Annotated in this window: 20 protein-coding genes and 3 tRNA genes; 12 read left to right on the top strand and 11 right to left on the bottom strand. The window is 53.6% G+C overall.

Features of this window, described 5'->3' with window-relative positions:
- Positions 1–16: 16 nt before the first annotated feature.
- From K1V27_RS00795 to K1V27_RS00805, 3 genes are all read left to right on the top strand, one after another.
- Complete coding sequence (locus tag K1V27_RS00795; protein WP_258928019.1) at positions 17–259, top strand: PxxKW family cysteine-rich protein; 243 nt, start codon at positions 17–19, stop codon at positions 257–259.
- Between the two features lie 369 nt (positions 260–628).
- Positions 629–1,837, top strand: a complete 1,209-nt coding sequence (locus tag K1V27_RS00800) for a transketolase C-terminal domain-containing protein (RefSeq protein ID WP_258927622.1) — start codon at positions 629–631, stop codon at positions 1,835–1,837.
- Positions 1,838–1,941: 104 nt separating this feature from the next.
- Positions 1,942–2,841 carry a thiamine pyrophosphate-dependent enzyme gene (locus K1V27_RS00805; protein ID WP_258927623.1) on the top strand — a complete coding sequence of 300 codons (900 nt, stop codon included), beginning with the start codon at positions 1,942–1,944 and terminating at the stop codon, positions 2,839–2,841.
- A 2-nt stretch (positions 2,842–2,843) separates the two neighbouring features.
- Here K1V27_RS00805 and K1V27_RS00810 read toward each other — a convergent pair whose 3' ends face one another.
- The 10 genes from K1V27_RS00810 to mnmG all read right to left on the bottom strand — a co-directional run bounded on the left by K1V27_RS00810 (position 2,844) and on the right by mnmG (position 14,136).
- Positions 2,844–3,848: a beta-ketoacyl-ACP synthase III gene (locus K1V27_RS00810; RefSeq protein WP_258927624.1), complete on the bottom strand. Its 1,005-nt coding sequence runs from the start codon at positions 3,846–3,848 to the stop codon at positions 2,844–2,846.
- A gap of 3 nt (positions 3,849–3,851) precedes the next feature.
- A complete protein-coding gene (locus tag K1V27_RS00815; RefSeq protein ID WP_258927625.1) occupies positions 3,852–4,643 on the bottom strand; it encodes an SDR family oxidoreductase in 792 nt (263 codons plus the stop codon).
- 80 nt (positions 4,644–4,723) lie between these two features.
- The gene (locus tag K1V27_RS00820) at positions 4,724–5,461 is read right to left on the bottom strand and encodes a tRNA1(Val) (adenine(37)-N6)-methyltransferase (RefSeq protein WP_258927626.1); all 738 of its coding nucleotides are present in this window, start codon (positions 5,459–5,461) and stop codon (positions 4,724–4,726) included.
- Complete coding sequence (locus K1V27_RS00825) at positions 5,454–6,800, bottom strand: DUF1015 domain-containing protein (RefSeq protein ID WP_258927627.1); 1,347 nt, start codon at positions 6,798–6,800, stop codon at positions 5,454–5,456. The genes K1V27_RS00820 and K1V27_RS00825 overlap by 8 nt, the downstream gene beginning before the upstream one ends.
- Before the next feature lie 141 nt (positions 6,801–6,941).
- Positions 6,942–7,661 (bottom strand): DUF434 domain-containing protein, encoded by a 720-nt coding sequence (locus tag K1V27_RS00830; protein WP_258927628.1) that lies wholly within the window; start codon positions 7,659–7,661, stop codon positions 6,942–6,944.
- Positions 7,662–7,664: 3 nt separating this feature from the next.
- Positions 7,665–9,353, bottom strand: a complete 1,689-nt coding sequence (locus tag K1V27_RS00835; RefSeq protein ID WP_258927629.1) for a long-chain-fatty-acid--CoA ligase — start codon at positions 9,351–9,353, stop codon at positions 7,665–7,667.
- A 154-nt stretch (positions 9,354–9,507) separates the two neighbouring features.
- Complete coding sequence (locus K1V27_RS00840; RefSeq protein ID WP_258927630.1) at positions 9,508–10,497, bottom strand: electron transfer flavoprotein subunit alpha/FixB family protein; 990 nt, start codon at positions 10,495–10,497, stop codon at positions 9,508–9,510.
- Positions 10,498–10,516: 19 nt separating this feature from the next.
- Positions 10,517–11,314 (bottom strand): electron transfer flavoprotein subunit beta/FixA family protein, encoded by a 798-nt coding sequence (locus K1V27_RS00845; RefSeq protein ID WP_258927631.1) that lies wholly within the window; start codon positions 11,312–11,314, stop codon positions 10,517–10,519.
- A gap of 331 nt (positions 11,315–11,645) precedes the next feature.
- Complete coding sequence (locus tag K1V27_RS00850; RefSeq protein ID WP_258927632.1) at positions 11,646–12,089, bottom strand: Fur family transcriptional regulator; 444 nt, start codon at positions 12,087–12,089, stop codon at positions 11,646–11,648.
- A 154-nt stretch (positions 12,090–12,243) separates the two neighbouring features.
- Positions 12,244–14,136, bottom strand: a complete 1,893-nt coding sequence (gene mnmG, locus K1V27_RS00855; protein WP_258927633.1) for a tRNA uridine-5-carboxymethylaminomethyl(34) synthesis enzyme MnmG — start codon at positions 14,134–14,136, stop codon at positions 12,244–12,246.
- A 184-nt stretch (positions 14,137–14,320) separates the two neighbouring features.
- Here mnmG and mnmL point away from each other — a divergent pair, with 184 nt between their 5' ends.
- From mnmL to K1V27_RS00900, 9 genes are all read left to right on the top strand, one after another.
- Positions 14,321–15,262, top strand: coding sequence for a tRNA modification radical SAM protein MnmL/YtqA (gene mnmL / locus K1V27_RS00860; protein WP_258927634.1), 942 nt, complete (start codon positions 14,321–14,323; stop codon positions 15,260–15,262).
- A gap of 338 nt (positions 15,263–15,600) precedes the next feature.
- Complete coding sequence (gspG, locus tag K1V27_RS00865) at positions 15,601–16,059, top strand: type II secretion system major pseudopilin GspG (RefSeq protein WP_258927635.1); 459 nt, start codon at positions 15,601–15,603, stop codon at positions 16,057–16,059.
- Positions 16,060–16,289: 230 nt separating this feature from the next.
- Positions 16,290–16,377, top strand: a tRNA-Leu gene (locus K1V27_RS00870).
- 60 nt (positions 16,378–16,437) lie between these two features.
- The gene (tig, locus tag K1V27_RS00875; protein ID WP_258927636.1) at positions 16,438–17,733 is read left to right on the top strand and encodes a trigger factor; all 1,296 of its coding nucleotides are present in this window, start codon (positions 16,438–16,440) and stop codon (positions 17,731–17,733) included.
- 18 nt (positions 17,734–17,751) lie between these two features.
- A complete protein-coding gene (gene clpP / locus K1V27_RS00880; RefSeq protein ID WP_258927637.1) occupies positions 17,752–18,357 on the top strand; it encodes an ATP-dependent Clp endopeptidase proteolytic subunit ClpP in 606 nt (201 codons plus the stop codon).
- A gap of 502 nt (positions 18,358–18,859) precedes the next feature.
- Complete coding sequence (gene clpX, locus K1V27_RS00885; protein ID WP_258927638.1) at positions 18,860–20,113, top strand: ATP-dependent Clp protease ATP-binding subunit ClpX; 1,254 nt, start codon at positions 18,860–18,862, stop codon at positions 20,111–20,113.
- A 71-nt stretch (positions 20,114–20,184) separates the two neighbouring features.
- Positions 20,185–22,641: an endopeptidase La gene (gene lon, locus K1V27_RS00890; protein ID WP_258927639.1), complete on the top strand. Its 2,457-nt coding sequence runs from the start codon at positions 20,185–20,187 to the stop codon at positions 22,639–22,641.
- A gap of 107 nt (positions 22,642–22,748) precedes the next feature.
- Positions 22,749–22,824: transfer RNA gene (locus K1V27_RS00895), tRNA-Val, on the top strand.
- A 14-nt stretch (positions 22,825–22,838) separates the two neighbouring features.
- Positions 22,839–22,915 (top strand) — tRNA-Asp (locus K1V27_RS00900).
- A gap of 217 nt (positions 22,916–23,132) precedes the next feature.
- Here the strand turns inward: K1V27_RS00900 and K1V27_RS00905 are convergent.
- Complete coding sequence (locus tag K1V27_RS00905; RefSeq protein WP_258927640.1) at positions 23,133–24,557, bottom strand: aldehyde dehydrogenase family protein; 1,425 nt, start codon at positions 24,555–24,557, stop codon at positions 23,133–23,135.
- Positions 24,558–24,620 lie beyond the last annotated feature (63 nt).

Here is a 24,620-nt window from a genome sequence, read left to right on the forward strand (position 1 = left end):
TACGGAGTGTGCCTTCATGACGAAAGCCGGCTGTGGTTACAACGGAGGTTCTTGCTACACGATCGTTGATCAATGCGAAGGTTGTCAAAGGGTCATGGACTTGGAAGTGGGAAGGTATTGTTCCAGTTACCCCAATCCCGCCATCAAGTGGAAAACCAGCCATTGCAATTTCGCAACCCACACCAAACAGGATGTTGCAGCGCAACAAGCAAAAATCAACCCGCTCAAGGCTTCCAAGAGAGCCACGAAGAAAAAATAGCTGCGGTTGGAGCGTATGAGGGCAAGCGTCTGATCGAAGCCGATCAGCATCTTGCTCTCACCGCCAATGCGACCCCGCCGGCATTGCCCGCCCTTCCCCCTGCCCCTGATGCAGCGGTCCCCCGAACAGGTCAACTGGGAAAACCCGAGCACTCATCTTTTCATTTGACTTCTCAAATAGTGGTCGCTATTGGATTAACCGCGATTCACCGTGAAACACTCCTGGATGACGAGCATTGGAAAAAATACAGTGGCTACTGGAAGGGGCCATCATCCAGAATGATAATTGCTGCGGATGCCGTGCTGCATTTAATGTGCTATAGTGTGCGTGGTATTATTGCTGTTTTATATGATTAAGGGAGCCGACGCTGTGGAACAAACTCTCATTTTGACCGGAAATCAGGCCGCTGCTTTGGCCGCCAAATTATGCCGCGTGCAGGTTATCGCTGCCTACCCCATCACGCCGCAATCGAAGATCCCTGAAGTTCTTTCGGAATACGTGGAACGAGGCGAATTGAAGGCGGAGTTTGTCAGGGTGGAAAGCGAGCATTCCGCCATGGGTGTGTGCATATCTGCATCGCTGGTCGGCGCCCGGGTTTTCACCGCCACTGCAGCCAATGGCCTGGCCTACATGCACGAGCAGTTGCACTGGGCCGCGGGAGCCCGACTGCCGATAGTCATGCCGGTAGCCAACCGCGGATTGGGAGCTCCCTGGACCATTCTCAACGATATGCAGGACAGCATTGCCCAGCGTGACACCGGCTGGATGCAGTTCTATTGCCAGGACAATCAGCAGATTCTCGATCAGGTCATCCTGGCGTACAGGGTTGCCGAGCAACTTTTGATTCCCATCATGGTCTGCTTCGATGGATTTCGCCTCTCTCATACCATGATGCCCGTCAGCATTCCGTCGCAGGAACAGGTGGACGCATTTTTGCCGGCATTTCAGCCGCCCTATCTCCTGGACCCGGAAAGGCCCGTAAACATCAATCCCGTGGTGATGACCGATCCCATAGCGGACCCTCAAGGCAATCTTTGCCCTGGTTACATGGGGTTCCGACGCCGCCTGCAGGAAGACCTCGAGGCCGCTCTACCGGTTGTGGTCGAGGCGAGCACAGCCTTCGAAAAGGCCTTCGGACGCTGTTATCAGGATCCGTTATATCGCTACCAGACGGAGGACGCGGATTTCTTGTTTGTGACCATGGGGTCGCTCTCCAGTGAAGCCAGCGAAACCGTGGATCTGCTGCGCGATGAAGGGATCAAGGCGGGAGTTGTCGGGTTACGCGTCTTCCGACCATTTCCCGCCGAGATTTTGTCCCAGGCGGTGCAGCGCGCGAACTGCCTTGCCGTCATTGAAAAGGCCATCAGTTACGGTTATGAAGGCGCACTGAATACTGAGCTCAAGGCAGCGCTGTTCAGCCATAACGGCCATAGGCCTACCATTTTCAACTACGTGGTTGGATTGGGAGGCAAAGACGTCAAACCGGCAGACCTTGTGGAATCAGCCCATGAAACCCTGCACGCGGCGCAAAACGGTACCCGGCAGGAGCACCCCAGGTGGCTGGGCCGCGAAGTGTAGCCGGAGGGCAGAGAAGGATATCGAGAGCTTATGCGGTCAAGGTATTTTGACGGTTACGACGAAACCCACCCACTCTCAAAGTGAAAAAGGAATGATCAAGCATCATGGCAACAGCGATTTTGGATCTCCCTGAACAGGAATTTGTGATGCCGGGAACCCGCACCTGCGCAGGTTGCGGACTTCCCATAGCCTACCGCTACATCTTGAAAGCTTTGGGTCCCAAAACCATTGTGACTCTGCCGGCCTGCTGCCTTACCATACTGCACGGCATTTACCCCAAAACGCCCATAGCCGTCAACGCCGTGAACAACACCTTTGCCAGCACCGCTGCTTCCGCCTCCGGGCTGGCCGCAGGATTAAAGGCGACCGGGCAGGATGACTACACGGTACTGGCCATGGCAGGCGACGGCGGGACCTTCGATATGGGAATTCAGGCTCTCAGCGGTGCGGCTGAGCGGGAGACCAATTTCATTTACGTTTGCTACGACAACGAAGCCTACATGAATACCGGAGTGCAGCGTTCCAGCGCCACGCCGACCGGCGCCTTCACGACCACCACGCCGGTCATCCCCAAAGAGCAGCCGAAAAAAGATTTCATTCAGATCATGGAGGCCCATCATCCGGCTTACCTGGCCACCACTTGCTCATCCTACCCGGGAGATCTCTATAACAAATTCGTCAAAGCCAAGAGCATCAAGGGAACGCGCTTTGTGCATCTGGCCATTCCCTGTCCGGCCGGGTGGCTATTCCCCACCAAAGACACCATTAAGATAGGGCGGCTGGCCGTAGAAACCGGAGTGGTAGTGTTGTACGAGGTGGAAAACGGTGTGTTGCAGCTCACCGGAAAAACTCTGAGTCTGGCGCGCAGCGGGCGTAGAAGGCCTGTCGAAGAGTACTTGAAGCTGCAGGGTCGGTTTAAGAAAATCCTTCCTGAGCAGATGGAAAGCTTCCAGCAGCAAATCGATTTGCGTTGGGAACAGTTGCTTGGCAGGGCAGGCTTTTAGTGTTACTGCCACCAGCGCAGGAGGATGCTTCCCCAACTGAAACCGGCTCCAAAGGCCGACATTAAGAGGTAGTCTCCCTTGTTCACACGCGGTTGCTCTACACAAATATCGTACAGACAGAGCGGAATGGTTGCCCCGTTGGTGTTGGCATAACGATCGATGTTGACAACCACTCGATCCATTCCAATGGCGAGCCGAGCTGCACAAGCTTCGATAATCCTGAGGTTGGCCTGGTGCGGCACGAAGAGGGCCAGATCTTTTCCGTTCAGATGGTTGTTTGCCAACACCTGCAAAGACACATTGGCCATTTCTGTTACGGCACGTTTGTACACCTGCCGCCCATCTTGAAAAACAAAATGTAATTTATTTTTCACCGTTTCAATGCTTGCCGGCATACGGCTGCCGCCTGCTTTAATATTCAAGAATTCGGCACCGCTGCCATCCACCCGGTGAACAAAATCCAGGATACCGTAACCCGCTTCGGGCACACGTTCCAGCAACACCGCTCCAGCTCCATCTCCAAACAGCACGCAGGTGTTGCGGTCTGCGTAATCGACAACGCTGCTCATCACGTCGCTGCCAATCACGAGAACTTTTTGTGAACGACCCGACTCGATCATCTGAGCGCCAACGGTGAGGGAAAAAATGAACCCCGAGCAGGCACTCGAAAGATCAAATCCCCATGCACGGCGTGCACCGAGGGCCTGCTGCACCAGGCCGGCGGTCGAAGCAAACGGCGTGTCGGGCGTCACCGTTCCAACGATGATAGCGTCCAGATCGATGGGGTTGACGTCGGCTCTTTCCAGACATTCCCGAGCGGCTCGGATGGCCATGTAGGAATTACCCAGCCCCGGTTCCAGAATCCGCCGTTCACGTATCCCTGTGCGCGCACGGATCCACTCGTCGGAGGTGTCGACCATTTTTTCCAGATCTTGGTTGGTGAGTCTCCCTGCGGGGACAAATCTTCCAACAGACCGAATATAGGCGTTCCCATAGGGCGTTGGCAAAATTTACATTACTCCCTTATACCATCCTCCATCAATCTGGATGGAGGCCCCGGTGATATAGCTTGCCCGCTCCGAAGCAAGAAAAGTCACCAGAGCTGCAAATTCCTCGGGGGTCCCGATACGTCCCATGGGGACCTCGGATTCCCACCCTTTGATCACGGCTTCCGGAGTGGTTCCCTGTTTCTCGGCCGTCACGATGGCAAGCTTTCTTACCCTTTCGGTCATGGTGTAACCGGGACATACATTATTGACCGTTATGTTGTAGGGTGCCAACTCATTGGACAGAGTCTTTGCCAGGCCGATGACCCCGGATCGCACTGTATTGGAGAGGATTAACCCGTCGATGGGCTGTTTCACCGCCACCGAGGTCATGTTCACGATCCGCCCCCAGCGTTTTTCCATCATGATCGGAACGGCTTCGCGGGTCATGAGGATGGTGCTCATCAGGTTGAGACGTACCCCGAAGTTCCACAGGTCGTCGTCGATTTCAAGAAAAGTCTTGGAAGGGGGGCCACCGGCATTGTTTACCAGGATGTCAACCGTTCCATAATGCTCGACGGCCTTGCGGATGAACTGTTTTGCGTCCTCCGCATTAGTGACGTCTACCGGAATTCCCAGAATTTCCCCGCCGGCAACTGTGCCGATTTCTTCCACCGCTTTGGGCAGTTCCGGGTCATCGAGAGCACCTATGGCCACTCTTGCACCCTCTCGGACCATCTCCATGGCGACCGCTTTCCCCAGTCCCTGACTCCCACCAGCAATAATGGCAACTTTCCCCTGCAATCCCAAATCCATAATTCTCTCCTTAAATTATATTAATAACGCAGCAGAACCTCATGCAGCGACACGGCATCGTTCCCGTGCCGGCAGGCACCCTATTCCTGGTAAAATCGCCGCATGGCCTCCGTGTACCCGCCCTCTTCCCGATAGATGTAGAAGGGCTGTTCGATGCGCAACTGCGGCCCCGCTCCCTTGCGGCATTCCAAATGGACCAATTTGGCCGGGCCTGCCCCGTTGGTATAAATGACCGTGAGCACTTTGGGACTCAGCCCCTGTTCGTGCGCGACACTCATGAGATGATCCAGCCTTTCCGCCGAGTAGATGATTGTCAGGCGCCCCCCAGGTGAAAGCAGGTGTTTGGCGGCAGCACAGACGTCACGCACGGAGCCGCAGATTTCGTGCCTGGCCATTGCCCGCTGACGATTCGGATTGATGCGACCCGAATGCATGCGACGATAAGGCGGATTGCTGACTACCAGGTCAAAGGATTCCGCCGGAAAATGCTTCCTCACTTCACGAAAATCCATTCCCAAAGGCGTGATCCGGTCTGTCATGTGATTATGTTCCACATTTCTCTGCGCCAGCTCTACCAGCCGTGGTTGTATTTCGATAGCAACATAGCTGGCTGCGGGCTCTCTGCGGCACAAAATGAGTGACACCACCCCGCAGCCGGTGCCCAGATCCATCACCCGATCCTGTGCTTCCACTCTGGTGAGCCCGGCCAGCAGGACGCTGTCTACGGAGAAGCGATACCCCTCCCTTTCCTGATAAACGGTCAGTTCTCCATCGAAGAGAGAATCGCTGGTCAACAAAGACGCTCCCCCCTCAGACATAAACCTCTTCATCCGGATAAAGTGGATTGATTACCAGACCGCTTCCCACCTTGGGATAAAAATAAGTGGATTTATGCGGCATTATGAGGCCGGCGGTGGCCACATCCTGGACCTGTTCAATGCGAGTGGGGTTAATGAAAAAACCGGCCTCATATTCCCCCGATTGAACCTGCAGAAGAGCCTCCAACAGGTCGTGCTTGAAGTGGATGTTGTTTTCATTTCCCAGCAGAGCTTCGGACAGACCCAGCAAATGTCTCAGGATGACCTCATCCAGCACAACCACATCGAGATCCTGCAGGACCTTAGGGATGTCGCGCCCATCCAGGTAGGCCGAAACCGCCCTCCGCCTGGCATGCAAAAGATAAAATGCATCTACCTTGCGACTATAGAACCCAATGGCGGTTTCTTTGCTCACCTTCGCCGCTTCCAGTTTGGAACGCCATTGCCGCTGTCCCTCCTCACTCGCCGGGTATCTCGAAATATCGAATAAGGTCTGGCCTCGCTTCAGAAACAGCTCTGGATTCCAAGAGTTGACCGTGCGCAGCAACCGGTGTGTTGGCAGAATTGTCAAACCGCCCTGATTCATGTTGGACAAATAAACCATGATGTATTCATAGGCCGCCTGAGGACTTCCGGATGGATACCGTTCCCTTTGAATGTTCCGGTAGTTGAGGGCGGTTTCATAACGATGATGGCCATCGGCAATAAAAATCGCCTTGTCGAGCATCAACGACCTCACCTGCCGCAGCACCTTTAGATTTCTTACCCGCCAGAGCCTGTGCTCCATCCCATTTTCATCCTTGAAAGAAAAGAGCGGCTCTGTTTCGCGTCCATCCTTCAAATGATGGTCGACCAGTCCGGCAGGGTCTGAATAGAGGGCAAAAACGGGGCTCAGGTTGGCCCGGGTTGTCAGCATGAGTCGCAACCGTTCGTCTTTTATAGCCTGAAAAGTCTTCTCGTGCGGGCGCACACCACCGGAAGCGAAATCCTCCAGCCGTAAAAGAGAGATAAAGCCATAGCGCGTTTGCCGCGTTTGCGGGTTCAAGGAAAAATCCAGCTCGTAGTAATATAGGGCCGGTTGATCATCTCTAATCAGAATCCTCTGCGTCAACCATTCTCGCAGAAAATGAGCAGCCCGGGTGTGCGCATTATCTTCTTCGGAATCTTCCGCTGACGATTTGCCAAGCTCCAGCCGTATCATGTTGTGCGCATTTCTCGCGTAGAAATTTTCCTGCTCACGTTTTGAAATCACATCGTATGGCGGGATAACCACATCAGCCAGATCCGGTATTCTTTCAAGATTGTAACGGAACCCTCGAAAAGGGGCAATTTCAGCCATAGTCAAAATATCCTTTCGAACCTTCAAATGCGACTGTTTTCAGCGCGAACGATGCTCTCCACAGCCACCTTAGCCGCAGGGGCTTCTCTTGCTAACACAGCCGGGGCCCTTTGACAAGCCGCCGGCAACTCTGACAGAGGATCAACTCCAGTGATATCCAGGTTCCTTGTGAACGAGAACATTGACAGGAATCAGGGTGGTAAAATCTGCAGCAGCTTGCCAGGAGAGGCTGAAATCGATCACCCAACGGGCCAGGTCGAGCCATGCAGTCGAGGCATCCAATACCGCCCGGTCACTGCTGGCCACCACCCCCTCGCGACAGGGGAATTCGTGCTCCGGGACGGGGGCGGTTCGCGCCTCCCCCGCAAGTCCCAAGCTTCTCAGGCGTCGCCGATATTGCTCCGCCATATGGCCGCTGCGACTCAAGGGGGCATCAAACAAAAACAATATTCTATTGGGCCGAAACTCCCCAAGGAAAGAAAAAAGCAGATCCATCGCCATTTCACTCACTTGCGAAAACTTGAAGGCGGCGGATTGTCCTGCCAGGTCACGCAATGCTCCATCGTTGCCAATAAGCAAAAAACGCCCAAGTAGGGCGCTCTCCAGGGTAATGTGCACGTTGTGTCCATCCACCACAAGTAGTTGCTGTTGCCAGTCAGAACCGGCACAGCGCTTCGCGCGTCGTCGCAGCGCAGTCTCCTGGGAAAAAACGCCTCGCTGGAGGAGTTCACGTTCTGTGCCGGTAAGATCACACCGGTTGCCCACCCACTGCAGAGCTGATTCGCGCGGGTAGCATTGATTTTGCAAGTAGAAAAATTGTGAGGCGGCCTGGTATAGTCTACAAAGTGGGCGGCGCTTCATCCGCTAATCTTCATTTTTCCCGACTTTTTGCTTTTCAATGGCCTCCTTGCGCAGTTCTTTACGCAGCACTTTCCCTACTGTTGTTTTGGGCAAGGATTCCCTAAACTCAACAATCTTGGGAACCTTATAGGCGGCCAGCCTGGATTTGCAGAATTGAATGATCTCCTTTTCACTGATCTCTTGGCCGGGCTTGGGCACAATGAACACCTTCACCGTTTCGCCGCGATAAGGATCAGGGACCCCAACGGTAACCGCGTCAAGAATTTTGGGGTGTTCATACAGCACCTCATCCACTTCCCTGGGGTAGATGTTATAGCCACCTGCGATGATCATGTCTTTCTTACGATCAACGATAAAGGTATACCCCTGCTCGTCTATGGTCGCAATGTCTCCCGTGTAGAGCCACCCGTCACGCAGAGTGGAACTGGTTTCCTGCGGCATTTTCCAATAGCCGAGCATCACCTGCGGCCCTTTCACCACCAGCTCGCCCACCTGCCCGAAGGAGAGCTCCTCCACCCCCATCTCCAGGTCGACAATCCTGCATTCTGTATCGGGCAGCGGGATGCCGATGGAACCTGCCTTGCGCGTTCCGTTGATGGGATTGCAGTGCGTCACTGGACTCGATTCCGTCAGTCCGTAACCTTCAATGATGATACTGCCTGTGAGCGCTTCGAATTTTTTTAATACTTCCACAGGCATAGGTGCCGACCCGGTGATACAGTAGCGAATCGACGACATATCAAAGGAGCTGATATTCTTGTGGTTGACGATGGCCACGAAGATGGTCGGGACCCCTGGGAAGAGCGTTGGCTTGGTCTGCTGGAGAGTCTTGATAAAAGCATCCAGATCGAATTTGGGGACCAAGATCACCGTGCAGCCCGTATAGAGAGGAAAATTCATCGCCACGGTCATGCCGAAAACATGGAAAAAGGGCAAAATGGCGACAAAGCGCTCCTTCCCCCAGTGCAGTGCCGGGAACCATCCGGCGATCTGGACAACATTGGCGAGAATGTTGGCGTGCGACAGCATCACACCCTTGGCCACTCCGGTTGTTCCGCCGGTATACTGAAGCAGGGCAAGATCACCAACCGCTATCGGACACGGAGGAGGACTGGGAGGCGTGCCGTCGATCAGTTTGCTGAAGTTGAACACATCGTCGCCGTAAGGCACGGCGGTGAACAGCTTGTCTTTGAAGGCCTTTATGGGATAGAGCCAATTCTTGGGAAAAGGAAGGTAATCCTTGATGCTTGTGGCGATGATCTTCTTGATGCCGGTTTTGGGGAGGACTTTGGAGATTCTCGGGTAGAGGTGATCCAGAAACACAAGAACCTTTGCCTCGGAATCGACCCATTGATGTTCCATTTCCCGTTCCACATACAATGGGTTGGTCATAACCGCCACACCGCCCAGCCACAAGACGGCATAAAAGCTGATGATGGCCTGCGGACAATTGGGCAGCATAATTGCCACCTTCGTCCCCGGCTCAACACCCATGCGACTCAAGGCATTGGCAAAACTTTGTATCTGCTTCCACAAAGCAGCGTAGGTCAAAGTCGCGCCGAAAAATTCGGTTGCCGAATTGTTTGGGTACTTTTCGGCGTTCCTCTTAACAAGTATCGGTAATGGTTCTTGCGGATACTTTAGGGCTCGCGGCACATCGGAATCATAACTACCATACCAGACGGGATCCATCCTCTCCCTCCACGGCCAAACAATTTAATAGGCAATACTGCGAATCGCCGATGTTGGGGAGGGAAGCCCACCCCAACTTATTAAGCATCATCCTGTCGGGACCCGCAGCGGGACGTGCGGTCGCCACCCGTCCGCACAGCCACCATGGAGCCGATTATGAACAAGTGCTCTTGTGCTTCTCCACTTCTTCCTTAAATGCCGGTATGAAACTAAACAGATCTTCCACGATCCCATAATCGGCCTTGCTGAATATGGGAGCTTCAGGATCTTTATTGACGGCGACAATGAATTTGGAAGATCCCATGCCCGCCAAGTGCTGAATCGCCCCTGAGATTCCCACGGCAATATAAAGGTTTGGATTGACCACTTTGCCTGTCTGGCCGACCTGATCAGAATGCGGCCTCCAACCTGAATCCACTGCAGCACGTGAAGCTCCAACCGCAGCACCCAGCAATCCGGCCAACTCCTCGATCAGTGCATAGTTTTCCGGGCCCTTCATGCCTCTGCCACCGGATATAATGATTTCGGCTTCCGTCAGTTCCACTTTGCCGGAGGTGTCCAGATCAACCCCCGTTACTCGGGAACGGGCTGCGGGAATGGATACGTCAACTTTTTCGATTTCCGCTCGTTTGTCTTCCATGGGAGCAAAGCAGTCCATGACATTGGGACGGCAGGAGATGACAGGCAGAGCGCCCTCAGCCCATTCACACCAGGCAAAGCATTTGCCGGCAAAGATGGGTCGCTTGGCCTTGACCGCACCGTTTTCGCACACTACCTCGGTGCAGTCCTGCGCCAAACCCGCCTGCAGTCGCCCGGCCAGCCGTGCTCCCAAATCCTTCCCATCTACGGAAGCAGGCAGGACGATGACCGCCGGGTCGCATTTTGCAACAATCTCGGCCACCACGGGCACATAGGCCTCGGCCACATAATTCTCCAGGGCCGGATCGTCCGCCACAAACACCTTATCGACTCCATATCGCCCCAAATCGGCGGCTTTATCGGCAACTCCGGATCCGACGGCAATCCCGCAAAGGCTTAGTCCAAGGCTGTCGGCAATTCTCTTTCCCTCACTGGCCACCTCAAAAGAAACACGGCGAAAATTTCCTCCACGAAATTCAGCAATCATACAGACACACTTAGACATGTTATTTCTCCTTGTTTCTTTAAATCACTTTTGCCTCTTCATGCAAAGCCCTTACGAGTTCCCGCGCTTTGCCCGCGGTGTCCAGGTCGCCATTGATTATTCTTCCAGCGGCTCTCTCCGGCGGCATTTCCAGTGCCGTCACGCGAATCTTGGCCGCTCCGGCTCCACACTCGGAAGGATCGACGCCCAGGTCCGCCAGTTTCTTGTTGGCCAGAGGCTTTTTCTTGGCCTTCATAATACCGGGAAGCGACGCGTAGCGGGGGTTCCACACGGCATGGGAGCCGCCGAGTGTCGCCACAGCGGGGAGGTCGGCCTCAGCGGCTACCTTCCCGCCTTCGATGGGACGATCGATTTGGACTTTACTGCCATCGGAGTCCACCGCCACTCCCAGAGCCAGGTGCGGCCAGCCGAGCAGTTCAGCCACCATAGCGCCACGCTGGCCTTCATCGTAGTCTACCGCGCGCGATCCACACAGGACGATATCGGGGTTCAATTCCTGCACCGCAGCCGCGAGCGCCTTTGCCACTCCCAGGCTGTCGCTGCCTTCCAACGCTTCATCATCGATGAGCACCCCACTGTCCGCCCCCATTGCCAAAGCCGTGCGGATGGATTCCACCACTCTCTGAGGGCCCCAACTGACGATGACAACACTTCCGCCGTGCTTTTCCTTAAGGCGAAGAGCAACTTCCACTGCAAACTCATCATACGGATTGATAATCCACTTGAGGTCATCTGTTACGATCGATTTGCCATCACCGGCAATACGAATTACCGATTCGGTGTCCGGTGTTTGCTTGAGTAGCACTGCGATATTCACGGCTAATCCTCCTTTCTTCAACAGGTCTTCCAGCATCTGGCTGCCGCTCGACAATGGGACTCGCTATTGGGCATAAGTGACACAAATTATGCGCATTGGTAAACAGGTCCATTAGCATAACCCCGTTAGATGATTCAAGCACAAACGGCGGCCGCATCAAAAAACAGGATGGGTCATAATACTTAGTAAATTTGGGATATTAGTGGAGCCGACCAAAAAAGTCCAGAGAAAAATGAATGGTCAATCATTCATTGCTACCGCCCACAAGCCGCCCTGGCGCCCAGCGAGCGATCCCCGCCTGCCAGGTCAAACCCAATCCGAAAAATGCCGGCTAGGGCGTTCCCGACTTTTCCTTTGCGTAGCACTCCGGGCAATATCCTTGAAACAACACCTGCTTGCGCAGCACATGAAATGATTCGCCCTCCGGCAAGGCGATGCCGTCGCCCAGAGATGGATCCATGACATCTTGAATCATTTGGCATTTCACACAAACCGCATGATGGTGAGGTTCCACCACCGCGTCATAGCGGGAGACGTCCGTCATGGGGCTCACCTTCTGAATCAACCCCACATTATGGAATCGTTCCAAGGTCTTGTAGACTGTTCCCAAGGATATCATCGGGAAGCGCTTTCGCACCTGCTGGTAGATGGTTTCCGCACTGGGGTGCTGTTGGGTGTTGTAAAGCGCCTGATAGATGGCCAGCCTTTGATAGGTCACTTGCAAACCGTGGTCCCTCAACACACCGATAAAATCTTTCTCGTTCGGCCCCTCCATGATTCTTGCCTTTCCTGACTGGAATTGAAGCGGATAATTGTCGACAAGCAAAAAACCCCACTTAAACGAGATCTTGCATCATATAAGACCTATCAAGCATTTACAAGTCTTTTCTCATAATGATTCGCGGTTAAATGCCAACCCTTTTGTACAATTAAGCTACCTTGATCTTCTGGACGTTGCCCCGGTCACGGAACCGTCTCACGTAAACCATCAAAGCCGCTACGGCAGCAGGCGTCACACCCGGAATCCTGGAAGCCTGTCCCAGAGAGCTCGGTCGAATAGAGCGCAGCTTTTGCTTGATCTCATTGGAGAGTCCCGGGATTTCATCAAAACAGAACCCATCAGGAATTTCCATTTGCTCCATTTGCTTGAATTTCTTTGCCTCGGCCTCCTGCCTTCTCAGATAACCTTGATACTTGCACTCGACCTCGACCTGCTGTTTGACCCGTTCCGCAAGTGCACTCGCGGACCCTTCCAGAGCTTCGATGTCTGTATAGCTCAGTTCCGGGCGTTTGAGCAGCTTGGCAAGACTGGCGGGCTCTCCCAGAGGCGCTGAATTCCTTTCCTGCAGCAGCGCGTTGACTTCCCCCGACGGACGCACACAGGTTCTCTGAAGACGTTCCAACTCGGAGCGGATGGCCTTCCTTCTCTCGACCAACTCACGGTAGGTGGCCGCGTCATGCAAACCCAGTTGGTAGCCTTTCTCCAACAATCGCAAGTCGGCATTATCTTCCCTCAACAGCAGCCGATATTCAGCCCGGGAAGTGAACATGCGGTACGGTTCGTTGGTTCCCTTGGTCACCAAATCATCTATCATTACGCCCATATACGCTTCCGAACGGTCGAGTACAAAGGGCGGCCTTTGCTGAACTTTCAGGGCCGCGTTAATCCCCGCCCACATCCCCTGAGCCGCCGCTTCCTCATACCCCGAGGTGCCGTTGACCTGACCGGCCAGAAATAAACCTTTAACCAGTTTGGTTTCCAGCGTTGCGGTGAGCTGGGTCGGTTGAATGTAGTCGTATTCGATGGCGTAGGCAGAGCGCATGATTTCGGCGGACTCCAAACCAGCAATCGAACGAATCAACTCATACTGCAGCTCATAGGGAAGCGAATTGCCGGTTCCGCTGGCATAGATTTCTTCCGTGTCCAACCCTTCCGGTTCCAAAATGATCTGGTGAAACTCCTTGTGAGGAAATTTCATGATCTTATCTTCCAGCGAAGGGCAATAGCGGGCCGATACCCCTCGAATTGAACCATTGTAGAGTGGGGAAAGGCCAATGTTGCGGCGCACCAATTCGTGGGTGCGCTCATTGGTCCTGCCCATGAAACAGGAAATCTGCGGTAAGGTGATGGCATCGGTGAAGAGCGAAAAAGGCTTTGGCTGCAAGTCCCCCTGTTGTTCATTAAATCTGGAAAAATCTATGCTGTTGCGGGCAAGGCGGGCGGGAGTACCCGTCTTCATGCGCCCCGGGGCAAACCCCAGATCGCACAACTGCTTTGCAAGAGCGGTCGATGGAAACTCGCCGGCTCGACCCGAAGGAATTTGTCGGGAGCCAATGTGAATCAATCCGTTCAAGAAGGTCCCCGTCGCCAGGACGACGGCGCGAGCTTGAAAGAACACCCCCATCTGATCCACCACACCAACCACGTGTTCGTCTTCGACAACCAGCAATTCCACCAGAGACTGTTTCAGGCTCAGATGCTCCTGCCGCTCCAGGTGGTGTTTCATGTTGGTCCGATAGCGTACTTTGTCGTTTTGCGTGCGCGTTCCCCTGACCGCCGGCCCTTTTTTAGTGTTCAGCAGGCGGAATTGAATGGCTGTCTTATCGGTCACTTTGGCCATTTCCCCACCCAACGCATCGATCTCTTTGACCAGATGTCCTTTCCCGATTCCGCCGACTGAGGGTGAACAAGGCATATGTGCCACGGTATCGAGGTAAATGGACAGCAGCAGTGTATCACAGCCGAGGCGGGCCGAAACAAGAGCCGCTTCACAGCCTGCATGACCGGCCCCGACCACAATGACATCATATTGGTTCCTCATCTTCTCTGATCCTCTTATTTGAGCTATGATCCTGCGGGGATCCTGTCCAAAAGTTGAGCCCGTATACGCTTCTGTCGTTCCGACAAAACCCGGATCCGCAGAACGGCAAACGGCAGGCGGCGCCCATGCGGGCTACTATTAGCGTTTACTATAATAGACCGGGGCATTGAAGGAAACTGCATATATGGACAAGAGACTTTACCGCGATTTCAATTCATACCTGCGTGAAGTCTTTGGATGTCGTGTGCAAAAAATCGTCATTGATGCGGGGCTTACCTGTCCCAACAGGGACGGCACCATCAGCCGAGGAGGCTGTATCTACTGCAACGCGCGCGGTTCCGGATCGGGAGCGGCCTCCCGTTTGCAAAGCATCAGCGAACAACTTGAAGAGGGTAAATCGTACCTGGCCAGGCGTTACAAGGCAAAGAAATTCCTGGCATATTTTCAATCCTTTACCAACACATATGGACCACCCGATAGACTCAAGCAACTCTATGAAGAGGCCCTTTCCGTACCTGACGTGGTGGGCTTGACCATTGGGACTCGGCCCGATTGTGTTGATGAAGAGATTTTGGAGTATCTTGGCAGGGTGGGCCGAAGCCGCCTTGTCTGGCTGGAATATGGGCTGCAATCAGCCAACAATGCGACACTGGCCCTAATCAACCGCGGTCATGAGGCGGGGGCGTTCAGCAAAGCTGTTGAGCGCACCAGGCGGCGCGATATCCCAGTGTGTGCCCACGTCATCCTGGGACTGCCGGGGGAAACCCGGGATGACATGCTCAATACGGCGCGATTCCTGGCAGCTTCACCTATCCAGGCGGTCAAGATCCATCTCCTTTATGTGGTTCGCGGAACGGAGCTCGAACACTGGTATCTGGAGGGCCATTACCGATGCCTTAGCCGGCAGGAATACGTATCCATCGTGGCTGATTTTTTGGCACTTCTTCCCCCCCAGGTCATTATACAAAGGCTGACGGGAGATCCGCACCCGGGGGAATTAGTCGCCCCCCTCTGGGCTCTGGAAAAACAAATCAATTTGCATGCCATTCAAACCCATATGCAACATCGCGGGCTTTTTCAGGGGAAAGAACACGCACTCACCCTGGAGACGTCTTGGGCCGGCTAGGGGACTGCCCGAGAGATTCCTCTCCCTTGCCGGAGAGGAATCTCCCATTTACGCACAAGATTCCTTATCCTTCGTTCGTGTCGTTCGTTCATTGACACATTCAAGCGAGTCCGTTACAACTGATTCGCACAGTTAACTATAGTGTCTAAGAAAATGATTTTGCCTTCCAAGCGGGCTGGGTTGGGGTACGAAACCCGGCAACATAAGCGTTGGGTTGAGTCACTCGAAACGCGCCACTCAACCCAACCTACGTCAAAATCATTATCTTGGGAGCTATATCGATTAGCCGTAGAACAATTATTGGAATTTTGAGAACTTCGAGTGTATGGAGATTCATTATGATTCGAGTGCATAAAAATGCAGGGGATCAAGCGGGGGAAAACGGCAGAAAGCGGCTCGACAAGGGCTTTACGCTCATTGAGTTGCTGATCGTTATGATCATCCTGGGCTTGCTTGCAGCGCTGGTGGCACCGAAAATGTTCCAGAAGGTCGGATCATCCAAGCAAAAGGCTGCCAAGGCGCAGATAGCCATGCTGGGGACCGCTCTTGACGCATTTCGCCTTGATGTGGGTAGATATCCCAATGCCCAGGAAGGCCTCGACGCCCTTCGCAAGAACCCCGGCAACGATAACTGGGATGGCCCATACCTGCCCAAAGACGTACCCCCGGATCCCTGGGGAAAACAATACGTCTACCGATTCCCCGGTGAACACGGCGACTATGACCTCTATTCCATGGGCGCCGATGGCCAGGATGGGGGAGAGGGAGAGAATGCGGACGTAGTGAGCTGGGAGTAGGTTTGTTTTGGCTCCGGTCTCCTGCGCCTTGACTTTTTCACTTGAAAATGATTATGAGTTGCATTTTGTAGGATAATTATAGCTCTCAAGAAAGAGATCTTGCACTCCAGTAGGCTGCGTTGAGCTTCGAAACCCATCAGAGCAAATGCTGGTTTCTTCATGTAACGGGTATGACTCAGCCAACCTGTGTACAAACACCATCTTGACAGCTATAGCTGGCTCTTATTTCGGCGAGAGTGGCGGAATTGGCAGACGCACTGGACTTAGGATCCAGCCCTGTGACACAGGATGGGGGTTCAAGTCCCCCCTCTCGCACCAACAACGCGGACAGCTTCCGGCGCGAGTAGATCAAATTCAAAGAAAGGTCAAACAGTGGAAATGAACGTTTCCGTAGTGGATGTAAGCACTAACCAAAAAAAGCTGCAAGTGGAAATTCCTGCAAACAAGGTCCAGGAAGAACTGGACAGTAGATATCGGGAACTGGCAAAACAAGCGAGGTTAAAGGGGTTTCGCCCGGGCAAGATTCCCCGTAGCATTCTCAAATCCTATTACGGAAAATCTATCGAAAACGAAGTTTCCAACCAGTTCATTCATGACACTTTTGCGCAAGCCTTGAGTGAGGCGGATCTCAAACCCCTCGCAGAAGCGGATGTGGATGAGATGCGTTTCGAAGACAACGGATCATTTACCTACACGGCGACCGTTGATGTCAGCCCGCCCTTCGAGCTTCAGGGGTACAAAGAGCTGGAAATCCACAAGCCCCCTGTTGAAGTGACCGATGAACAGCTGCAGGCAGAACTAGAACGTCTGCGCGAACAACATGGCGAACTGCGCACGCTGGAGTCCGAGCAGCCGGTACGGGAGGGTGATGTCGTCGTTATTGACTTCACCCCCTGGGCGGACGGAGCAATCTTTGAGAAGGGCAAGACCACGGATTACATGCTCGAAGTCGGCAAGAAGTCACTCCACCCCGACTTTGATCCTCAACTGATGGGACACCACGTGGGGGAATCGTTCAGTTTTGAAGTGGATTATCCAGAGGACGCTGCGACAGCCGAAATTGCGGGCAAACGGGTGCGCTTTGACGTCACCATCAAAGAGCTCAAAGAAAAGGTTTTGCCCGAACTGAATGATGAGTTTGCTCAAAAACTTGGGGACTACACAACATTGGATGAGCTGAAGGATGAAACGCGCAAGAGGCTTGCTCGGCAGCAAGAACAAAAAGCCAGTGCGGAAATCCGCCAGCAGATCATCGATCAGCTTGTGGGGAAGGTCGACATCGAGTTATCCAATAAGGTGATCGAAAGAGAAATCGATCAACTGATCGGGATGCTCCAGCACCAGTTCGACAGTCAGGGGCTGAAAATGGATGCAGGCAGGCTGAACACGCCGGCAATCCGTGCCGAGTATCGCCCGCAAGCGGAAAAGAACGTTCGCTGGCGATTGATTGCACAGCGCTTGGCTGAACTGGAGGGAATTCAACTCACCGATGCAGAGCTGGAGGAGATCTACCAGGATATCGCGCGACTGCTGAGAACCACCGCGGATAAGGTGAAGGTGGAATATGCCACGAGCGCCGTGGTCGAACAAAGCAAAGAAAATAAACTGCAGGAGAAGGTTTTTAACTTCCTGGAGAATGAAATCATCCGAACGGAGACCGCACACGCGGTTTAATCATACAGGAGCGGCAACATGTCTTTGATTCCCATAGTAATAGAACAAAGCAGCCGGGGGGAAAGAGCATTCGATATCTATTCCCGTTTATTGCGAGATCGCATCATATTTCTGGGAACGGCCATAAGCGATGACATCGCCAACGTGATCACCGCTCAGATGCTGTTCCTGGAATCGGAAGATCCTGACAAGGACATTCATTTTTACATCAATTCACCAGGAGGCCTTGTGACGGCAGGCCTCGCCATCTATGACACCATGCAGTACATCAAACCGGATGTTTCCACTCTATGCATGGGACAGGCCGCGAGCATGGCCGCGGTGCTCCTGGCCGCCGGAGTACAGGGAAAGCGATTCGCTTTGCCCCACGCCCGCATCATGCTGCACCAACCCATGGGCGGTTTTCAGGGCCAGGCCACCGATGTTGACATTCAGGCACGGGAAATATTGCGACTGAGGGAAGAGTTGAACCGCATCTTGACCGAACATTCGGGTAAGTCCCTTGACCAGATTGAACGGGATACGGAACGGGATTTCTACCTGTCCGGGTGGCAGGCCAAGGATTATGGGCTGGTGGATGAAGTCATAGCCTCAAGAGCCAGCAAGAAGCTGGTGGTGACTTGAGCTCAGCCTGACTGTAGTGCAAGTTCTCCACGTCCAATACCCATCCAGGTCATCCCGCCCCACCAAGGATTGAGGTAGATTGATCTCAAGTGAAGCGGTTTCACTCCATTGGAGAGTTGGTCTGGGGGGCGTACCCCCCAGAGACTTCCAAGCGCACTGGCGAATGTTTTACCTGCATTTTCCCGTTCAGAACTGTTAACCGAACCGTGTGATCAGCAAGCGAAAAAATCGCTCGCGAACAGGATTCCCGGCAAGCTCCGGGCTGTTTGAAACGAGTTGACCTTTCTCCTCTGCCAGGTTACCTGTTTTGAACTGACTCAGGCTGAATCCCACAGAGTCTGCGTTTAGTATAGTCAAAACCCCGCATGGTGATTATAATAACTCTGCCCTATTCAAGGACTGGGCAGGTTTCTGGAAATACAGTTAATTACTCGAGAGACACAGACCTTAGCAGAGTGTTCGGTGTTCTCTCGTTCATTTTGAGTGGCTGAGGAGGACCTTAATGGCTAGAAAACGTGATGAACGCGGTGGAGAGCTGAGATGCTCATTCTGTGGCAAAAGCCAGGATGAGGTGAAAAAATTAATCGCCGGACCGACCGTCTACATTTGTGATGAATGCGTCGAGCTCTGCAACGACATAATTGCCGAGGAGTATGAGAGGGAAGAGGCGTCGAAGGCGACACAAATCCCGAAACCAGCTGAAATCAAATCCATTTTGGACCAGTATGTGATCGGCCAGGAACGCGCCAAGAAGATACTCTCGGTTGCCGTCCACAACCATTACAAACGCATCGAAATGAAACTCGACAAAAACGACGTCGAGTTGCAAAAGAGCAACATCCTCATGATAGGCCCGACCGGTTCAGGCAAGACATTGCTTGCGCAAACACTTGCCAGAATCCTCAATGTGCCCTTCACCATTGCCGACGCCACCACGCTGACCGAAGCGGGCTACGTGGGCGAAGACGTGGAAAATATCCTGGTGAGCCTCATCCAGGCGGCCGATTACGATATCGAGAAAGCTTCGCGCGGCATCGTTTACATCGACGAAATCGACAAGATCGCCAAGAAATCCGACAGCCCGTCCATCACGCGCGATGTTTCCGGAGAAGGAGTTCAGCAGGCTCTGCTTAAAATCCTTGAAGGTACGGTAGCCAATGTACCGCCCAAGGGAGGCCGCAAGCACCCGCAGCAGGAATTCATCAAGATCGATACCACGAATATTCTGTTCATTTGTGGAGGTGCGTTCAACTACCTGGAACATATCATCCATTCCAGGATCGGCATCAAGGGCCTCGGGTTCGGTGCAGAAATCCAAAGCAAGCAAGACAGAAACATCGGAGAAGTGTTGGTTCGCGTGCAGCCTGAGGATTTGCTGAAATTCGGGCTGATCCCCGAGTTTGTGGGACGGCTCCCGGTGATCGCCACACTGAACGAACTGACCGAAGAAGAGCTCGTGAGCATCTTGACGGAGCCCAAAAACGCTCTGGTCAAGCAATATAAGAAGCTCTTTGAAATGGAAGACGTACGCTTGCGTTTCACGGAAGGGGCCTTGAAAACCATATCGCGCGAGGCCATCAGGCGTAAGTCCGGTGCCCGCGGACTGCGCTCCATCATGGAAAACATCATGCTGGATATCATGTATGACCTGCCGTCTCACCCCGAGATCTACGAGTGTATCGTCAACGAGGATGTTATTTTGAAACAGGAAAATCCACTATTGCTCTATCGCGGTCAGAGTCAAGAATCAGCTTAGTTGATGCGTTCAACGTCTATCAAATGGGAATCGATTGGTACCGACACATGAATGGAGAAGTTTAAGGACTTATGTTTAAGCTAAATCGGAACAAAGAAGAACCGCAAAATCACAACAGCATTTTTTCGTTGCCGCTTCTGCCCCTGCGCGACATCGTTGTGTTTCCCTCCATGGTCGTGCCCCTGTTCGTCGGCCGGGATAAATCCGTCAATGCTTTAGAGAAAGCGATGAATGTTGACAAGAAGATTTTCCTGGCAGCTCAAACCAAGGCCAAGACGGATACCCCCAGCGAGTCTGATATCTATAGAACAGGGACGGTGGCCAATATCCTGCAGATTCTTCGACTTCCCGACGGCACGGTGAAAGTACTGGTTGAAGGCGAACAGCGCTGCCGCATTCTCAATTTCGTCCCCAACTCAGAACATTTTCAGGTACAGGTGGAAACGCTGCAGGAGGTCAGTTCCGAAAACAATGAAATAGAAGCCCTGCGGCGCAACGTGCGAGTGGCCTTTGAAGCGTATTCCAAGCACAATAAAAAAATAACGCAAGAAGTACTGGATGCGGTTGCCGCCATCGATGCCCCTTCTCGCCTGGCGGATACGGTTGCCGCCTACATGCCCTTTAAGTTGGACACAAAGCAGAAGCTCCTCGAAACATTGAACGTTGCCGAGCGGCTGGAAAAACTCTTTGGTCATATCCGCGCAGAAGTTGACATCATCAAGACGGAAGAACGCATCAAAGGTCGGGTCAAAAAGCAGATGGAGAAGACCCAGCGCGAATACTACCTGACCGAACAAATGCGCGCCATCCAAAAGGAAATGGGAGAAAAGGACGATTTTAAGTCGGAATTGGAGGATCTCGAAAAGCGCATCAAGCGTAAACGCCTTAGCAAAGAAGCCGCCGCAAAAGTTCGTGCTGAGTTCAAGAAGCTCAAGCTCATGTCACCCATGAGTGCCGAAGCAACTGTGGTGAGAAACTACATCGACTGGATTCTCTCTCTTCCGTGGTTTGACAAAACCAAAGACAAAATCAATATCGACGAGGCATCGCGCATCCTGGACGAAGACCACTACGGGTTGGAAAAACCCAAACAGCGGATTCTCGAATACCTTGCAGTGCAGGCACTGGTTAAAAAGATGAAGGGACCGATCCTGTGTTTTGTTGGGCCTCCGGGCGTCGGCAAGACGTCTCTTGCCAAGTCCATTGCACGCGCCACAGGTCGTAATTTCATCCGCCTATCCCTGGGTGGGGTACGCGATGAAGCCGAGATCCGCGGGCACCGGCGAACCTACATCGGTGCTTTACCGGGAAAAATCATCCAGAGCCTGAAGAAGGTCAAGAGCAACAATCCGGTCTTTTGCCTGGATGAAGTCGACAAGATGAGCATGGATTTTCGCGGCGATCCATCGGCGGCTCTGCTGGAAGTCTTGGACCCCGAACAGAACTATGCCTTCAATGATCATTATCTCGATCTGGACTATGATCTGTCGGAAGTTTTTTTCATAACCACGGCCAACAATCTGCACGGTATTCCCGCCCCGTTGCGCGACCGTATGGAAATCATTCAAATGGCAGGTTACACGGAATTTGATAAGCTCAATATCGGCAAACAATTTTTGATATCCAAGCAATGTACGGCCAACGGCCTGAGTCTGGAAAATGTGGCCTTTGCCGATGACGATTTGCTCTACATCATACGCCACTACACCAAAGAGGCGGGCGTGCGGAACCTGGAGCGGGAAATTGCCTCCATCTGCCGTAAGGTAGCCAAAGAAGTAGTACAAAACGGACCTGAAACCAAGGTTGTGCTCAACGAAGACATCATCCAGGAATACCTCGGCATCCCCAAGTATCGCTATGGGCGCGCTGAGGAACAGGATGAAATCGGCTTGGCAACGGGACTCGCCTGGACCGAATTTGGCGGTGATACCCTGGGAATCGAGACCGTCCTGATGCCCGGTAAGGGAAAAATCATCATCACCGGTAAGTTGGGTGAGGTGATGCAGGAGTCGGCCCAGGCGGCACTCAGCTACGTCAGGTCGCGGGCAGTGAGGCTGGGCGTCGAACCCGATTTCTACCAAAAACTGGACATTCATGTGCATGTGCCGGAGGGGGCCATACCCAAAGATGGACCATCGGCCGGCATCACCATGGCGACTTCCATCGTGTCGGCCCTGACCAAAATACCAGCCCGCAGCGACGTGGCCATGACGGGTGAAATAACTTTGCGTGGAAGAGTGCTGCCGATCGGCGGTTTGAAGGAAAAGATTCTCGCCGCCCACCGGGCTCTGCTGAAGACCGTGCTAATCCCCAGAGATAATGCCAAGGACCTGAAGGATATTCCGCAGAAGATTCTGCAGGAAATCAATCTGGAATTGGTCGAACACATGGACGACGTATTACGCAAGGCCCTGGTAATAGAAAGCGATGAACAGCTCTTTCACGAACCCGTGGAACCACCGGACAAGGAGGATGCAGTACTCTTTGAACGTGAGAAGCCCGCAGCCGATGAGATTCGCACCCATTGAACAACTGCTCGGAGCCCGCAAAAAAAGCTTGACATGTAACCGTCCATCGAATACAAGTGAGCACTCGCGCGATGGATGAAAGAACACCTGCTCAAGCAGGCGTTTTGGGGCGGGTAGCTCAGCTGGGAGAGCATCGGCCTTACAAGCCGAGGGTCACAGGTTCGAGCCCTGTTCCGCCCACCAGCGCAAGACAATCAGGGGTCGTAGTTAAGATGGTTATAACGCCGGCCTGTCACGCCGGAGGCCGAGGGTTCAAGTCCCTTCGACCCCGCCAGTCAATCAGAGGGAGCCAGCCAGTGCGGCGGGCTCCCTTTATTTCTGGAAAGTGTTGTGTGCCTGCAAACCTTTTGATGCCGACCGTTAGCCGCTACGTTTGTACTCTGCCGATAGCATGAATGTTTGTCCTGGCAGAACCGATCACCCTGAAGTTTCTCACGCGGCCGGCACAAAGCGTCAGGCGGTCGGCAAGGTCTGAAGGGTCGCAGCCCTGTCTAACTCTCCAGGCGGATGGCAACCATCTGAATATTGGTCATGTCCTCTATGGCAAACCGCACCCCTTCCCTACCGACGCCACTCTTGCGGTTTCCTCCATACGGCATGTGATCGGCACGAAAGACCGGCGTGTCGTTGATGATGACACCCCCGAAGTTCAATTGACGAATGGCCTGGAATACGCGGTTGACATCACGCGTGAACACTCCTGCCTGGAGTCCGTATGCAGTGTCGTTAGCCTGCCTTAGAGCATCTTCGAAATGCTCACATTGAATGACCGAGGCAACGGGCCCGAAGATCTCTTCAGCAACAACTTTCATGTCCGGCTGCACGCTGGTCAGGACAGTCGGCCAATAGACTCCCCCATCGCGCTTTCCGCCCGTGGCGACCTGCGCCCCGCCCACTTGAGCCTCGGTGACCCAGCTGGCAACGCGCTCCGCCTCACCGATGTCGATCATCGGCCCGACATCCACCCGCTCATCCAGAGGATCGCCCACAACCATAGCCTCGCTCGCCCTGACAAACTTCTCCAGGAAAGGCTCGTACACCGCTTGCTGGCTGTAAATCCTCTGCACCGATATGCACACTTGACCCGAATTGTAGTAAGCTCCAAGGGCACAGCGCTTGGCAACATAATCAAGGTCCGCATCCGGAGCGAGAATGACCGGGGAATTATTGCCGAGCTCCAAGGTAACTCTTTTTATGCCGGCGATTTCCATGATCCGCTTTCCCACCGCAGGGCTGCCTGTGAAAGTCACTTTGGCCACGCGTGGGTCCGAAACCAGCCATTCCCCTACCGTTGCACCCGGTCCCACCACAAGATTGACAGCCCCGGGCGGCATTCCGGCCTCCATTAAGATCCTGCAGAGTTCGACAGCTGTGAGAGGCGTGCTCGTCGCCGGCTTGAGCACCACCGCATTGCCCGCCGCCAGAGCCGGCGCTACCTTGTGTGCAACCAAGTTGAGGGGAAAATTGAAAGGGCTGATCGCAGCCACAACCCCAACCGGGCGCCGTGCAAAATAGCCAAAATACCCTTCTCCCGAACTGGCAGCATCGAGTGGTACTGTTTCGCCGTGAATCCTTTTGGCTTCCTCCGCTGCAACGGTGAACGTGTTGACCGCCCTATCCACTTCAAGCCTTGCGTATTTCAATGCCTTGCCGGCTTCAGCCGCGATTGTGCGCGCCAGATCTTCTGTTTTTTCCGCAATAAGAACCGCCGTGCGCGCCAGTAGCGCGCTTCGCTTATGGGCCGCCATGGAGGCCATTACGGATGCCGCATCTTCGGCTGCCCGCAGCGCCGCGTCCACCTCTTCGTGCCTGGCGCTGGGCAGAACGCCAATCACCTCACCAGTGTATTTGGAGCGAACCTCCAAAATGTCACCACCAGCTACCCATTTCCCATTGATAAGCAGTTTGAATTCCATCGATATAACCCCTTTGTTTGTCGCGCAACACTCTTATTCCACCCTGCCGGTCACCGCTTGTCT

This window comes from Desulfoferrobacter suflitae, assembly GCF_022603395.1.
Lineage (GTDB): Bacteria > Desulfobacterota > Syntrophobacteria > Syntrophobacterales > Syntrophobacteraceae > Desulfoferrobacter > Desulfoferrobacter suflitae.

What these genes read in the sequence shown, in the direction of transcription:
- K1V27_RS00795 (WP_258928019.1), top strand. Translation starts at nt 17, where the DNA reads ATGACGAAAGCCGGCTGTGGTTACAACGGAGGTTCTTGCTACACGATC.
- K1V27_RS00805 (WP_258927623.1), top strand. Translation starts at nt 1,942, where the DNA reads ATGGCAACAGCGATTTTGGATCTCCCTGAACAGGAATTTGTGATGCCG.
- K1V27_RS00815 (WP_258927625.1), bottom strand. Translation starts at nt 4,643, where the DNA reads ATGGATTTGGGATTGCAGGGGAAAGTTGCCATTATTGCTGGTGGGAGT.
- K1V27_RS00820 (WP_258927626.1), bottom strand. Translation starts at nt 5,461, where the DNA reads ATGTCTGAGGGGGGAGCGTCTTTGTTGACCAGCGATTCTCTCTTCGAT.
- K1V27_RS00825 (WP_258927627.1), bottom strand. Translation starts at nt 6,800, where the DNA reads ATGGCTGAAATTGCCCCTTTTCGAGGGTTCCGTTACAATCTTGAAAGA.
- K1V27_RS00830 (WP_258927628.1), bottom strand. Translation starts at nt 7,661, where the DNA reads ATGAAGCGCCGCCCACTTTGTAGACTATACCAGGCCGCCTCACAATTT.
- K1V27_RS00835 (WP_258927629.1), bottom strand. Translation starts at nt 9,353, where the DNA reads ATGGATCCCGTCTGGTATGGTAGTTATGATTCCGATGTGCCGCGAGCC.
- K1V27_RS00840 (WP_258927630.1), bottom strand. Translation starts at nt 10,497, where the DNA reads ATGTCTAAGTGTGTCTGTATGATTGCTGAATTTCGTGGAGGAAATTTT.
- K1V27_RS00850 (WP_258927632.1), bottom strand. Translation starts at nt 12,089, where the DNA reads ATGGAGGGGCCGAACGAGAAAGATTTTATCGGTGTGTTGAGGGACCAC.
- mnmG (WP_258927633.1), bottom strand. Translation starts at nt 14,136, where the DNA reads ATGAGGAACCAATATGATGTCATTGTGGTCGGGGCCGGTCATGCAGGC.
- mnmL (WP_258927634.1), top strand. Translation starts at nt 14,321, where the DNA reads ATGGACAAGAGACTTTACCGCGATTTCAATTCATACCTGCGTGAAGTC.
- gspG (WP_258927635.1), top strand. Translation starts at nt 15,601, where the DNA reads ATGATTCGAGTGCATAAAAATGCAGGGGATCAAGCGGGGGAAAACGGC.
- tig (WP_258927636.1), top strand. Translation starts at nt 16,438, where the DNA reads ATGAACGTTTCCGTAGTGGATGTAAGCACTAACCAAAAAAAGCTGCAA.
- clpP (WP_258927637.1), top strand. Translation starts at nt 17,752, where the DNA reads ATGTCTTTGATTCCCATAGTAATAGAACAAAGCAGCCGGGGGGAAAGA.
- clpX (WP_258927638.1), top strand. Translation starts at nt 18,860, where the DNA reads ATGGCTAGAAAACGTGATGAACGCGGTGGAGAGCTGAGATGCTCATTC.
- lon (WP_258927639.1), top strand. Translation starts at nt 20,185, where the DNA reads ATGTTTAAGCTAAATCGGAACAAAGAAGAACCGCAAAATCACAACAGC.
- K1V27_RS00905 (WP_258927640.1), bottom strand. Translation starts at nt 24,557, where the DNA reads ATGGAATTCAAACTGCTTATCAATGGGAAATGGGTAGCTGGTGGTGAC.